11 protein-coding genes are annotated in these 13,756 nt (G+C 67.9%); 8 read left to right on the top strand and 3 right to left on the bottom strand.

The features are described from left to right. Window positions 1-60 precede the first annotated feature (60 nt). Window positions 61-528, bottom strand: a complete 468-nt coding sequence (locus LzC2_RS16350; RefSeq protein WP_171188961.1) for a SixA phosphatase family protein — start codon at window positions 526-528, stop codon at window positions 61-63. A 159-nt stretch (window positions 529-687) separates the two neighbouring features. Between LzC2_RS16350 and LzC2_RS16345 the strand changes: the two genes are divergently transcribed. The 8 genes from LzC2_RS16345 to LzC2_RS16310 all read left to right on the top strand — a co-directional run bounded on the left by LzC2_RS16345 (window position 688) and on the right by LzC2_RS16310 (window position 10,826). Further along, window positions 688-1,158: a hypothetical protein gene (locus LzC2_RS16345; RefSeq protein WP_206678755.1), complete on the top strand. Its 471-nt coding sequence runs from the start codon at window positions 688-690 to the stop codon at window positions 1,156-1,158. Next, the gene (locus LzC2_RS16340; RefSeq protein ID WP_171188960.1) at window positions 1,155-1,460 is read left to right on the top strand and encodes a hypothetical protein; all 306 of its coding nucleotides are present in this window, start codon (window positions 1,155-1,157) and stop codon (window positions 1,458-1,460) included. Before LzC2_RS16345 ends, LzC2_RS16340 begins: the two co-directional genes overlap by 4 nt. Before the next feature lie 58 nt (window positions 1,461-1,518). Next, window positions 1,519-1,809: a hypothetical protein gene (locus LzC2_RS16335; RefSeq protein WP_171188958.1), complete on the top strand. Its 291-nt coding sequence runs from the start codon at window positions 1,519-1,521 to the stop codon at window positions 1,807-1,809. Between the two features lie 261 nt (window positions 1,810-2,070). After that, window positions 2,071-2,949 carry a sugar phosphate isomerase/epimerase family protein gene (locus tag LzC2_RS16330; protein ID WP_171188956.1) on the top strand — a complete coding sequence of 293 codons (879 nt, stop codon included), beginning with the start codon at window positions 2,071-2,073 and terminating at the stop codon, window positions 2,947-2,949. Window positions 2,950-3,175: 226 nt separating this feature from the next. After that, entirely contained in the window at window positions 3,176-3,691 is a 516-nt protein-coding gene (locus LzC2_RS16325) for a thiol-disulfide oxidoreductase DCC family protein (protein ID WP_171188954.1), read from the top strand. A 696-nt stretch (window positions 3,692-4,387) separates the two neighbouring features. Then, a complete protein-coding gene (gene fliD / locus LzC2_RS16320) occupies window positions 4,388-7,225 on the top strand; it encodes a flagellar filament capping protein FliD (RefSeq protein ID WP_171188952.1) in 2,838 nt (945 codons plus the stop codon). A 67-nt stretch (window positions 7,226-7,292) separates the two neighbouring features. Further along, entirely contained in the window at window positions 7,293-7,838 is a 546-nt protein-coding gene (locus tag LzC2_RS16315; protein ID WP_171188950.1) for a flagellar export chaperone FliS, read from the top strand. Window positions 7,839-8,714: 876 nt separating this feature from the next. Continuing rightward, the gene (locus tag LzC2_RS16310) at window positions 8,715-10,826 is read left to right on the top strand and encodes a sulfur globule family protein (RefSeq protein WP_171188948.1); all 2,112 of its coding nucleotides are present in this window, start codon (window positions 8,715-8,717) and stop codon (window positions 10,824-10,826) included. Window positions 10,827-11,138: 312 nt separating this feature from the next. Here the strand turns inward: LzC2_RS16310 and LzC2_RS16305 are convergent, their stop codons facing one another. Both LzC2_RS16305 and LzC2_RS16300 read right to left on the bottom strand, forming a co-directional pair. Then, a complete protein-coding gene (locus LzC2_RS16305; RefSeq protein WP_171188946.1) occupies window positions 11,139-11,954 on the bottom strand; it encodes an ATP-grasp domain-containing protein in 816 nt (271 codons plus the stop codon). 587 nt (window positions 11,955-12,541) lie between these two features. Further along, the coding region (locus LzC2_RS16300; RefSeq protein ID WP_171188945.1) for an autotransporter outer membrane beta-barrel domain-containing protein at window positions 12,542-13,756 on the bottom strand (1,215 nt) is incomplete at its 5' end.

Genomic DNA, 13,756 nt, shown 5'->3' with positions numbered 1-13,756 from the left:
CCCCAGCCCCTCTCCCCCCGGTATTCCCTGGCCGGGGGGGCGAGGGGAGACAGATATTTCTCATCCCCCGATCCGCCGCACCTCGGTCGTCGCGGTCTGCGGGGTGAACTCCATCCAGTCGTCCAGCGCCGCCTCGAAGGCGATGCAGGTGGCGGGGGGGCAGCGGGTCGGGCCGCTCAGTTCCGCCACATGATCGGCGATGCCCGGGTTATGGGCGATCAGCAGCACGCGGCCGGCGTCGCCGCAGGTCCGCAACGCCTCCCGCTGCTCCTCGGCGGTCGCGCCGTAGAGTTCCTGCAACGTCTGCACCGCCGGGGCGTCCGGCAGACGGGCGGCGACCCGCTCCGCGGTCGTCTTGGTCCGCAGCGCCGCGGAGGCGAGGATCACGTCCGGCACGAGGTTCGCCGCGGCCAACGCGTCGCCGACGGCGTCCGCTTCCAGTAGACCGCGGGGGGAGAGCGGGCGATCAAAGTCGGTCGCGGCCCGGCCCTCGGCGTGGGCGTGCCGCATCAACAGGAGCAGTTTCACGGGACGGCCGGCTTCACGAACGAACGGACGGGGGCGACTTCACGGGGGCGACTCGGCGGGCCGCGCGCTGGGGAATCCACAGGGGGAGCGCACGACCGACGGCGAGTATGATCGCCCCCGCCCCGCGTTCCCAACCCTTCTCGTTCCCAGCGCCTCCCCATGAACGCTCTCACCTGCCTGCTGCTCGCCTGCGCCCCCGCCGGCCCGCTCCAGGACGCCGCCGCCGAGGACGCCATGTCGGCGCAGCGGGCCGCGTTTGAAGCGACGATGAAAAACGCCGTGCTGACAGGCCGGTTCACCGTCGACGGCGCCGCGGACAAGATGCCGGAGGAGCGTTACGAGATCGGCCAGGTCAGCTATGTGAAGGAGGATTTATGGACGATCGCCGCCCGCATTCAATACGGCAAGAACGACGTGACGGTTCCGGTCCCGGTGAAGGTCTTCTGGGCCGGCGACACCCCGGTGATCACGCTGGAAGAAACGACCCTCCCCGGCATGGGCACCTTCAGCGCCCGCGTGCTGGTGCATAAAACGGGTTCCGGCCAAACCCGCTACGCCGGCACCTGGCAACACGATGATAAAGGCGGGTGTATGTTCGGTATCGTGACGCCGCGGGGCGAGAAGGAATGAGTCGCCCGCTCACTGCGATACACGCCCTCTCTTGGCTATGCGAGTTCCTCCTGCCGCCGGCCGTAATTACTGTCGGCCTTTGCCTCGGGTTAGCGTTGGAGGGAAACGAGAATTCGTTCAGCACCGACCGAATCAGCTTCTGCCTGATCGTGGCGGCACTGCCGCTGGCCACGGTCGCCTGTCTGCATTTCTTGGCGATCGCCCTGTGTGTGAATCCGTCCTTCCGACAAGGCGTTCGTACCGCGGCCTATCTGGTCGATTTCTCGATCGCGTTCGTCGTGGTTAACACGACGAACTTCTGAGCGAAGGCCGCTGTGCCCCAACCACTCAGCAGGAAGTTGATCAATGTCTCCCCGCGAGTTGATAAGCCGCCTGATCGGATCCTCGCTCGAATTGCAGGATGACGAAATTCTTGAGCAGTTGTATTTCGGCCAAGACAATCATCTCTCCGCTTCCCTTGGCATGAAAGGGGGGTGGGTCTGCGGGCCGATCCTCCGCTATGAACTATGCGAGGACGGGCGGGTAAAGATCGGCGACGACGACGAATGGTTATGGGTCTGGGATTCGATGGAACTATCGAACGATCGCCTCACGGTGCAATGCGGCGGGCAAGCGAAGACGTATGTCATGACGCCGCTCGCTCGTAGATAGCAACTGAGATTTCGACGGCCCGTCGATTCCTGAATTCCCTCCTCTCCACGCCACCCCTGTCCTGATACGATGGACGACGAATCGCATCGAGGCTAAGGGCATTGGCAGCCCGAGGCGCAAGCCGAGGCGGTTCGACATGCGCCGCACCACCCGGCCTCGGCTCGCGCCTCGGGCTGTCATGGTTCGCGAATGCCATAGGACCCATCGGCGCCGCTACACTCGTCGTCGCTCGCCCCCTGAATCCGAGGACTTCCCGTGCCGATGCAACGCCGTTCCTTTCTCGCCGCGTCCGCCGGCGCCGCTGCGGTCGGGGCGTTCGCCCGGCCTTCGACGCTGTTCGCGGACGAACCGGCGCCCGCGGAGTCCGGCATGAAGCTGGGGTTGGTGACGTATAATTGGGGGAAAGATTGGGGTCTGCCGACCGTCATTCGCAACTGCGAAGCGACCGGGTTTAGCGGCGTGGAACTCCGCAGCACGCACAAGCACGGCGTGGAAATCACCCTCGATCCGGCCCAGCGCCGGCAGGTCGCGGCGCTGTTCGCGAACTCGCCCGTCGAACTCGCCGGGCTGGGCAGCGCCTGCGAATATCACTCCCCCGATCCCGCCGTTCTCAAGAAGAATATCGAGGAAACCAAGGCCTTCCTCCGCCTCTGCCACGACGTCGGCGGCGGCGGAGTGAAGGTCCGCCCCAACGGCATCCCCAAGGAGGTGCCCATTGAAAAGACGTTGGAGCAGATCGGCCTCGCCCTGCGGGACGTGGCCCAATACGGGGCGGACCTCGGCGTGGAGGTGCGATTAGAAGTGCACGGCCGCGACGGCTCCGCGGACCTGCCGAATATCAAAACCATGATGGACGTCGCCGATCATCCCAACGCCGTCGTCTGCTGGAACTGCAACCCGGGCGAATTAAAAGGCGAGGGCCTGAAGCACAACTTCGACCTCGTCAAAGACAAAATCGGCACGGTTCATATTCACGATCTGCGCACCGAGGACGCCTATCCCTGGGAGCAGTTCTTCGGCCTGCTCAAAGAGAGCGACTTCACCGGCTGGACGCTGCTGGAAGACGGCAAGGTCCCCAAAGACATCGTCGCCGCGATGCACGAAAACCGCCCGATTTGGGAACGGCTTGTCGCGAGTTAAAGAGTCTCTTAATCACACCGGCAGCCCGAGGCGCAAGCCGAGGCCGAGTGACGTGGACCACGCAACACGGCCTCGGCTTGCGCCTCGGGCTGCCGTCTCGTGACGACCTGCGGCCGGAGCTTGCGTTCCGGTCTCACCGGGCGCGCGACGCTCCAACGAAGAGCCTCACGCGGCTCGCCGGCGTGCGCGTCTGGCGTCCGGCGCTCGCACGGATACGCTGGGCGGCATGAATCCGAACGCGGGCCTTGCCCCGGGCGTTCGCCCGGACGACCGGATCGTGCTGTTCGACGGCGTGTGCAAACTCTGCGCGGTCTGGTCGCGGTTCCTCATTCGCCACGATACGCAGCGCCGCTTTCGACTCGCCACGGTGCAGTCGCCGGAGGGGGAGGCGATCTTGAAGCACTACGGCCTGCCGACCGATCATTACGACACGATGGCGGTGATCGAGGGGCCGCGGATCTTTATAAAATCCACCGCGTTCCTCCGCATTATGCGGCGCCTGCCCTTTCCGTGGCCGGCGGCGGGCGTCGGCTGGCTGCTGCCGCGGCCGGTGCGGGACTGGTTGTACGATCGCCTCGCGAAGAATCGTTATCACCTGTTCGGGCGGCATGACGTCTGTTTGATGCCGAACGCGGAGGACGAGGCCCGGTTCTTCGTGGCCGAAGACGCGACGAACCCGACGACGGCGCCCCGCAGTTCGTACGCCGAACCTCTTGTCCGATCAGAAGTTCGGACAAAATAGGTCCCGGTCCCGCTATAGGTGAGGGACCGACGTTCCCCGCCCGCACCCGGATGCAGGCGGCCGTCGGCTTTCTCGCGGGACGAGCGACGCGGCCGACGTGGGTGACGGACGCCGCGGACCTCGCCCCCGCGTCGGATCGCCTGCGCAGCGATCCGACGCGATCCGCCCCCCGCCCGTCGGCACGGACGCCGACCCCGTCGCGCGGTGGTCCGGGAGAGCCAGCGAACCGGTTCCGATCAGGGACCGGCTCGCCCGGCCCCGGGCGCCGCGGGCGGCTCGACCCCGCGGCCCGGCCCGGTTCTCGAAACGACCGGCCCGGCGCCCGTACTCCACCTTCTCCACTCCCTACCTCGGCAAACACCAGCCGGGTCCCGGCCCCTTTCGAGGGAACAAGGCCGGGCGGGGCGGCGAACGACATGCGTGATGCAGAACCTGAGTCGACAACCTGACCCGGCGACCCGACCGGGGAGCGCTCCTTTTCAGGACGGCTCTCCGGCCGGGCGCCTCGCTGCGCGAGCGGGACGGCGCGAACGCGCGTCGCCCCCGTAATCGGTACGACCGCGCCGCGGCTCATCCTCGGGCCGACGAACGGGCGAAGTTCACCGACGGACCCCGATCCACAGCGCCGCACAGTCGCGACGCGTCTTGTTCCGATCGCTTCGCCGCCTCCCTTCGTCCCCGCCCGCAACACCCCCCATGTCGGTCGTCACCTCCTCCGTCGGCCTCGCCACCGGGATCGACACCGGGGCGATCATCGATGCGCTGATCGGCGCGCAACGGGGCACGATCTCCAAGCTGTCGAATCGCGCCGCGGGGTTCAAAGCGGAAGCCGGCGGGCTGGACGCGCTTTCCGCGTTCACGCTGTCCATCGGCACCGCCGCGGAGCGATTGGGGAACGCGAAGACCTTCGAGGCGTTCACCGTCAAAGCGTCTGATCCGAACGCGATCGCCGTCAGCGCCGACGCGGATTCGCCGGTCGGGACCACCGTCTTCACCCCGCTGCGGACGGCGAGCGCCCACTCGACCGTGACCCGCGGGTTCGCCTCGCCGGACGCCGCGGTCGGCATCGGGGAGTTGGTCTTCAGCAAACACCAGGGAGCGCGGGGCGAAACGTCGCTGGACCTGCTCAACGGGGGCGAGGGCGTGCGGCGGGGCGAGGTGCGGGTGACGGACGCCAGCGGCAACGTCGCCACCGTCGACCTCACCGCCGCCCGCACCACCGCGGACGTGTTGAACGCCTTCAATAACGCGGAGGGCGTCGCCCTGAGCGCCCGCGTCGAGGGCGGCGGGTTCGTGCTGGAAGATCTCTCGAACCCGGACGGCTCCGCCGGCGCGCTGACGGTCGCGGACATCGGCGGCGGTCGCACCGCCCGTGATCTGGGCCTCGCCGGCAGCGGCGCTGGCGTGATCGACGGCGAAGAGGTCTACGCCGTCTCCGGCGAGTTCACCTTCGACCTGCTGGACGACGGCATCGGTCTCAAAACCGTCGGCGTCCCCGCGGACTCGGAGGGCGAGGGGCCGCTGACCGATCTGGGCCTCGAACTGGCCGACGGGACGACGTTTGAAATCGACCTCGACGCCGCCCCGACGCTCGCCGGGCTCGTCGCCGCGATCAACGACCACGAGGACAACGCCGGCAAATTGACCGCCTCGCTGACCGACGGGCGGCTCGTGCTGACGGACCTCACCGACCCCCCGCAGGTGCCCGATCCTGACGACCCGGTGTTCGGCGGAACGATCGAAGCCGACACGGAATTAACGCTGACGAACCTCAACGGTGCCGACGTGCTCCGCGGCCTCGGTCTGACGACGGCGGTCGAACGCGATATCAACGGCGCCGGCGGCGACGACCAATTAACGGGCGCCAAGCTGCTTGCCGGGCTGGACTCCGTGTTGTTGCGGAACGTCGGCGGGCCGGACGGCGTCGTCGGCGGGGAGATTCGCCTCACCAACCGCGACGGCGCCAGCGCCGTGCTGGATCTCTCCTCCGCGGAGAGCCTTGACGAGGTCGTCGCCGCCATTAATAACAGCGGCCTCGATCTGCGGGCGGAGGTCGGCGAGAAAGGTTTGACCCTCACCGATTCCAGCGGCGGGGCGGGGTCTCTTCTGATCGAAGACGTGACCGGCACGCTCGCGACGGACCTGGGCATCGAGGGCTCGTTCGCCGACGACGAAGCGACCGGCGGCGCCATCGCCCGGCGCTCGATCGGTCGCGCGACGGCGTTGGCGGACTTCACCGACGGCAACGCGGTGGGCAACCTGACCGTCACGGACAGCGCCGGGGCGCAGGTGACGCTCAGCTCGGTCGATCTCGCCGACGACGCGACGCTGGGCGATTTTATCGACGCGTTCAACGCCGCCGCGGAAGCAGCGAACGAGGGGGCGGGCGCCGGCGTGCGGGCCGAATTGAACGACACCGGCGACGGTTTTCGCCTCGTCGACACCGCCGGCGGGGCGGGGGAACTGACGGTGACGGACAACGTCGCCGCCGAACGCCTGCGGCTGACCGGCACGGTGAAGGACGGCGTCATCAGCGCCCGCGACGCGACCGTCCTCACGCTGGAGGCAGGCGACACGCTGCAGGACCTCGCCGATCGCCTCAACGCCGGCGACTTCGGCGTGAGCGCCCAGATCGCCGACGACGGCACCACGCTGGCTCCGTCGCGGCTGTTATTAAACGCGACGGAGACCGGCGAAGCGGGGCGGTTCCGCATCGACGATTCCGGCCTCGCCGCCGCCTTCAACGGCGGGCGGGCCGGGTTGGGGTCGGAGGTCTCCGTGCAGGGGGAAGACGCGTTGATCGCGGTCGGCGCCAACGCCGGCGGCGGGTTTCTGCGGGCCGATTCGGACGGCTCTTTTGAAGACCTCCCGGGCGGCGTCGGCGTCACGATTAAGCAGGCGACCGGCGAACCGGTGACCGTCACCGTCGGCCGCGATACTTCCGGCGTCGGCTCCGCGCTGAATAGTTTCGTCAGCGCTTATAACGGGCTGATCGACACCGCCAATCAGCTCACGAAGGTCGATCAGGGGACCCAGGAACGCGGCGTGTTGCAGGGCAACGCGACCGTCGGTCGGGTGCTCCGGCGGGTCGAAAGCCTGCTGACTAAACGATTCGGCCCGCAGGTCCCCGAGGACGGCGCCCCGCGGACGCTGTTCGACGTCGGCATTCGGCTGGAAAAGGACGGCAAGATTAGTTTGAACCGGGATCGACTCGACACCGCTCTCGAAGAAAACCCCGAAGCGGTCAAGGCGTTCTTTCAGGAGTCCGAAACCGGGTTCGCCGAAGCCGCCGACGCGGTGATCGACGGCCTCACCGACCCCTTCGACGGGTTATTGGAACTGGAAAGCAACAACCTCGACCGCCGGCAAGCGGAGATCGCCGACCGCATCGGCGATCTGGAGGAGCAATTGCTGCTGAAGCGGGATCGCCTGGTCCGCCAATTCGCCGCGATGGAAGAAACGGTGTCGCGGATCAATTCGTTCCAGTCGGCGCTGTCCAACATCAGCCTGCTGGAACTGCCTGACAACAACTGATCGGCCGCGGCCGTCCGGCCGATGGGGGAACTGTTCCGCTCGCTCCCCCGTTCGCTACGCCCCGCCCGTGACCGACTCCGCCGCTCCGTCCGTTCCTGCCGCGAACGTCAACGAATACCTGCGGGCGGCGGTGCAGACGGCTTCCCCGGCGGCGCTGCACGGGATGATCGTGGACGCCGCCGTGCGGTTCAGCAACACCGCCGCCGAGCTGTTGGCCGACGGGCCGGACCGCGACGAAAAGGGCGGCTACGACGCGCTCGATCGGGCGATGGGCTGCGTGACGGAGCTGATCTCCGGGGTGAATCCCAAGGCGGCGGGGTTCCACGGCGAGGACGGCGAGGCGGGCCGCGCGATCGCCGAGGGGGTGGCGGCCCGATTCGCCTTCAGCCTGGAACGTCTGGCCGAAGCGGGTCGCACGAACGCCGCCGCCCCGGCCCGGGAAGCCGCCCGCGTGCTGGCCGCGCACGCGGAGACGTGGCGGGAGCTGCTCGGCGGCACGACGGCGGAGGGCGCCTCCGCGGAGGACTGGTCGGCGAACAACGAGCCGATCGCGTTCACCCCCGCAGCCGCCCCCGTCGCGGCGCCGGCGGAGTCCCGGTCTTGGGCGGCTTGAGTCGGCGGCCTGAGTCGGCGGCCTGAGCAGTCAGTCAGGGAAGGCGGCCGCCCGTCGAGGTTCTCCGGGCGGCCGAGTGGAGCGGAGGGCGGACGCGACGCGTAAGCGGGCGATGCCCGCGGAGGGGGATGGCGAGGACCGGCGAGACGCTCTGGGCGTAAAGGGCCGCCGGCGCTAGAAACTTGCGGGGCGAACCCCGCGGAACCCTTGCAGTCGGCGCAATCGGTTGTGGTCGATGCGAATCAGGCGGGGGACGCATGCTCGCACGTTGATCGGTGCGAGACCGTCGTTGTGAAAAGGGACGGATGAGGCCTGGGATACGGGTCGTTGGGGTCAGTTCGCGGGGTAGCTCCGAGGTCGCCGTGGGGGGATCTCCGTAACCTGCGAAGTTTGCCTCGCTCTCCTGCTTCACGCGGACTGGGGGATTTGCGTTCCCTCTGCGGCGGCGGCAAGATGGGGGTGTCGCAGCTACTAGGGGGCTTTTGCGTTTTCTCTGCCGGTCGCTTTTGAGCGTCGGGGGAGAGCGCAGGAATCGTCTAAGGATGCGGCGGGGTTGGTCGCCCCTTCATGGTCCATCCTCTGTTTCGCCGGACGTTCGACCGAGGCCGGCGGAAGAGGGAGGACGTCATATGGAAGCCAGACATCTCGAAGTTCGTCTGCGGTTTCGCATCGTCCCGCTTGCGGGGAGATCCGGGCCGGCGAACCGCGAGCGGAGCCCGGACGGACCCGGAATCAGACTCCTTACGACCTCGTGCGGGGCTCCTGTCGCCCCCGGGCGAAGTCGCGTTCCCGGCGTTCGGTCTTCACCTGTTTCTTAAAACTTTGAGGAGTTCCCTCCCAATGCGACGTTCGACGTCCCTTTCCCTGGCCGCATGCGTGGGCGCCGCCCTCGCCGCCGCCCCGGCCACCATGGCCGGCTCGCAGGCTGGCTGCGGTTGCAGCGCCGCCCCGGCGGTCGCGAATTACGGCGCCCCGGTGGCGAATTACGGCTACGGCGCCCCGGCCTACGCGGCTCCGGTCGCCGGCGGCCCGGTCTCCGCCATGGGCGGTTGCGCCCCGGCGGTTCCGCAGACCCAGACGGTCTACCGCCGTCAGATGGTCACGGAGACCCGCCAGGTCACCGAGACTGTTTATAACCAGGAAACCCGCACCCGCACGGTCCCCGTGACCCGCCAGGTGCCGGTCACCGAGACCAAGGTTCGCACCTACACGGTGCAGGTTCCGCAGACCCAGACCCGCACGGTCGAGTACCAGGTGACGGTTCCCGTCACCGAGCAGGTCGAAGAAACCTACACGGTTCAGGTGCCCCGCACCGAAACCAAGCAGGGCAATCGTCAGGTCAGCCGTCAGGTGCCCCGCGAGGAAACCTTCGAGTACACCGTTCAGGTGCCCTCCACGGAGACCCGTGAAGGCGTGCGGACCGTGACGAACTACGTCACGGAGCAGGTTCCGTACACCTATCAGGTGTGCGTGCCGACCACCGAGACCCGCACCGCCACCCGCACCGTCCGTCGGGCCGTGCAGAGCGAAGTGCCCTACACCTACACGGTTCAGGTGCCCCGCACCGAGACCAAGCAGGCGACCCGCACCGTCACCAGCTACGTCAACGAAGAAGTGCCGTACACCTATCAGGTGTGCGTGCCGAGCACCGAGACCCGCACCGCCACCCGCGCCGTGCAGCGTGCCGTGCAGACCGAAGTGCCCTACACGTACACCGTGTGCGTGCCCGAGACCGTTCAGCAGACCGGCTACCGCACCGTGCGGCGCTGCGTTCCGCAGACGACCTACACCAGCGTTTGCCGCGACATGGGCGGCTACCAGGACGTCGCCGTCGGCGGCGCGGCCTACGGCGCCGGCGCCGACTGCGGTTGCGCCCCGGCCGCTCCGGCTTGCGGCGGCTGCGACACCGGTTGCGGCGGCTGCGGCTACGGCAGCAGCTACGGCGCCCACGGCGGCTACGGCGCGGCCTACGGCGGCTACGGCGCCGGCTGCGGTCCCACGACCCAGCGCGTCTACGTGCCGAACTACGTCACCGAGCAGGTCCCGGTGACGACCTACACCTACGTCGATGAGCAGGTTCCGTACACCTACAACACGACCGTGAACCGCACGGAGACCCGTCAGGCCACCCGCACCGAGACGAGCTACGTCACGGAGCAGGTGCCCTACGAGTACCAGGTGACCGTCAACAACTACGAGACCCGCGAAGCCACCCGCACCGTGTGCCGGCCCGTGACCGAAGAGGTGCCCTATACCTACGAAGTCACCGTGTACGACACCGAGACCAAGGAAGGGTCCCGCACCGTCACGAACTACGTCGACGAAGAAGTCCCCTACGAGTACCAGGTGACCGTCAACAACTACGAGACCCGTGAAGCGACTCGCCCCGTCTGCCGCGCCGTGACCGAAGAGGTGCCCTACACCTACGAAGTCACCGTCTGCAACACCGAGACCCGCCAGGGCACCCGGACCGTTTACGACACCGTCGTCGAAGACGTCGCCTACGACTATCAGGTCACGGTGATGGACACGGTCGAGAAGACCCGGACCAGGAACGTCACCTCTTACACCACCGAGACCCGGACCCGCGAAGAATCCTTCACGGTCTGCGTCCCGGAAGAGCGGACCCAGGAGTACCAGGTGACCAGCTACAACACCGTCACCGAAGAGCGTGAAGAGACCTACACCGTCTGCGTCCCGACGCAGGTGACCCGCGAAGTGCAGGTTCAGGTCTGCCAGATCGTTCCCGAGACGGTCGTCTGCGAAACCGGTGCCGCCTACGGCGCCCCGGCTGCCGGCGCTGCCTACGGCAACGCTGGCTACGGCGCCCCGGCCGATTGCGGCTGCGACGCCGGCGACGCCGGCGCCGCCTACGGCGCCCCGGTCGGCGCCTGCGGCTGTGCCGTTCCGGCCTGTGCCGCTCCGGCCCCGGTCTGCTGCGAGCAGAAGAGCCACTGCTTCCTCGACCCGTTCGGCCTGTTCAACTGATCCTCGGGTCTCCGAAGATGAGTCGTTCCCAAACGAGTTGAGCTGAGGCGTGTTTGAGGAGGGGTCGACCCGCTGTGGGTCGATTCCGAACGCCAACCGGGCGACGCCGCCGTGGCGTCGCCTGCCCAGCGACGGGAGAGCCCCCCGGCCCATGCGGCCGGGGGGCTTTTCCTATTGATAGACCAAATAATTCACGGCCGCAGCGTCCCGGTCCCCCGAAGGGGCCGGGACGCCAGTGAGGGAAGTGAGTGAGACCGGAGCTTGTGCTCCGATCCCGCTCAACGCCGCTGCGGCGCCTCGATCGACGCGGCGTCAGGCCTTTGGCCCGGCCGGCTCCGCGCACAGCCAGTCCAGCACGAACGTTCGATAGGCCTCCCGAATCGTCGGGAACCGGGTGACGTTCGGGATGTGGTTCGTCTCCAGCAGATGCGGCGTTCCGTCGGGCGAGAGAATATAATCGTTCGCCAACACGGTCAGTCCGAAACCGGCCCCGACGCGGCGCACGTCCGCCTCCAACCGCGGGTCGACCGGCATGAACTCCGCCGCGGCGTGATGCACGGACTTTAACCAGTCGTCGCCGGCCAGCCGGATCTGCCAGACGCGCTCGCCTAACTGCAAGACGCGAACCGCCTCGCCGTTGAGGAACGGCTCGATAACGCAGTTCTCCGTCGGCGTATAGATTGCGTCGAAGCGGACCTTATTCTCTCCGCAATGCCAGTTCCCCCACTTGGCGACGGCCGGCTCGCCGGCGGGAACGGCGACGCCCGCGGAGGCGAACCCGCGGGCCGGGGCGCCGAAGGCGGTATATCGCAGCGCCCGCGCCAGGCAGGGCAATTTCAAACGGCAATCCATCATCGCGGCGGCGTTCGGTAGGCACGGACCGCCCCACAGAGCCAAGCCGGCGAGCGTGTCGTGGTCGTCTTCGAAGATGCCGTGATACACGACTTTCTCTACCGGCAGCAGTCGCGCCCCGGAGGTCGATTCGACGAATAACTCTCCCCCGCGAACGAGGATCCGCGGCAGCGTCGGATGACACACGACCGGCCCGGGACGGCGGGATTTTAAGTCGGCTGTGAGGAGGTCGGTCTCGGGAGGGTCGAGGCCGATCAATAGAACGACGGGCGCCATCGATGCAGCGGGGAACGGGGAACGGGATCTCGGTCCGACGGACAACCCCGGCTCGCCGCGCGTTCGCTTTAGAAGCTGTTTTAATAATAACCCGAAGCGTCAGCGAGGGCAGCGGGCGTCGGCCGTGCGGATTCCCTCGCTGACGCTTCGGGTTGGGTTTCTGCCTGGTTCTGAAACTGCCTTCTATTGAAAACCATTGGAAACTCGTTCGCCGCGCATAAAGAAACCGCCCGGCCGGTCCGCCGGCTCCTTCCGTCAGACGGGCTGACGCAGGAACCGGGCGGAGCGGCCGGGCGGTCGGGGGAGCGGTCGGCGGACCCGGTCCGGGCCGCCGCGGAACGCTGCTTGAATTCACGTCTGTTCAACGGACGTCGACACGCCTGTCGCTCGCGTCGGCGTCGGCCGTTCATGGCGAATGGGCGAACGCCCCGCCGCGGCCTGTTACACCGGCCGGCCGTCCCCCCGCAGACCGATCGGACCGCCCAGACAAGGGCGACCGAGGGCGGCACACGGGGCGGACGTCGGAGTCCTCCCCCCGCGAAGCGTCGTTCAGACGCCCCGGGGGGAAGGCCGGCGCCCGGGCCGGATCACCAGGTCAGCTGCGTGCCGAGGGAGACCGCCGTGGCGGTCTGGCGATCCGCGAGGAACACGTCGGTGTTCCCGTACAGGCTCAGCCCGCAGCAGTGGGCGAAGGTGAGCCCGCCGCCGATGACCGCGGCGTCGCTGACGCCTTCCAGCCCGGCCACCACGAAGGGGCAGTCGTGCGAATCGTTCATGCGAACGATATAGCTGCTGGGGTCGTACTCCTCGTGGGCCCAGTAGGCCCGGAACTCCGGCAGGACGCGGAAGGTGCAGTCGCAGTTCCGCAGGCGACGGAACGCCCGGACGCCGACGCGGGTCCGCAGGAAGTCGTCTTCCGTTTCGGACACGGTCAGGTTCGAGCCGAACTCGTCGCCTTTGTTGGCGAATTTATGCGCCTTGTTGAAGCCGGTGGTCTCGTCGTAGTAATCGTTGAAGCGGTCCTTCTGGAACTTGCCGGACTCGTGGAAGGCGCCCCGCACGACGCGGGTGTATTGCAGGCTGGCGAAGGGCTGGATGAAGTGCGAGCAGCTGCAGCCGATCGCCTTCGTATAGCCCAGTTCCCCGAACACGCTGGCGGTGTTGCCGTTGAAATTCGCCGAGGCCGGCCGCTGAACGAAGTCTTTAAAGTCGACGTTCCGGTTGACGTCGTACTCGTCGAGGCCGGCGGTGGCGGCTCCGATGAAGTAGAAGTTCCCGCACAGCTTCCGGAAGTAGGCGCCGAACTGGAAGGTGTCGACGTCGTAGCTGCCGAGGTCGTATTGATCGACGTCGACGCTGTTATTGGCGAAGCCGACGAACCCGCCGACCAGCAGCGTGGGGTCGATCTGACGGGTCAGACCGAAGTTCACGCCGCCGATGTCGTAGTCGAGCCCGGCGAGGTTGCCCCTGCCGTCCAGGTCGCCGCCGACGTAGTAGCCGGTGACCCACCCGCCCAGCACGCCGCCGACCGGGGCCGCCGCGGGGGCCAGACCGATCGGGGGACCGACGATCCCGCCGCCGGCGAACCCGCCGACCGGCGGGCCGACCAGCGGCACGATCGCGCCGTTGCCCGGTCCGTACGCCGGGCCGCCGTACACAGAGCCGCCGTAAGCCGGACCGGCGAACTCGCCGCCGTACCCGGGGCCGCCGCCGTACATGGGGCCGTTCATCCCCGGGCCGATCAGCCCGGGGCCGCCCGGGCCGCCGTACGAGGGGCCGGGGCCGTTGGGGCCGGCGTACAT

Source organism: Alienimonas chondri (assembly GCF_013036045.1).
Lineage (GTDB): Bacteria > Planctomycetota > Planctomycetia > Planctomycetales > Planctomycetaceae > Alienimonas > Alienimonas chondri.
The sequence above is the reverse complement of the archived record's forward strand: the minus strand, read 5'-3'. Positions and strand labels throughout refer to the sequence as shown.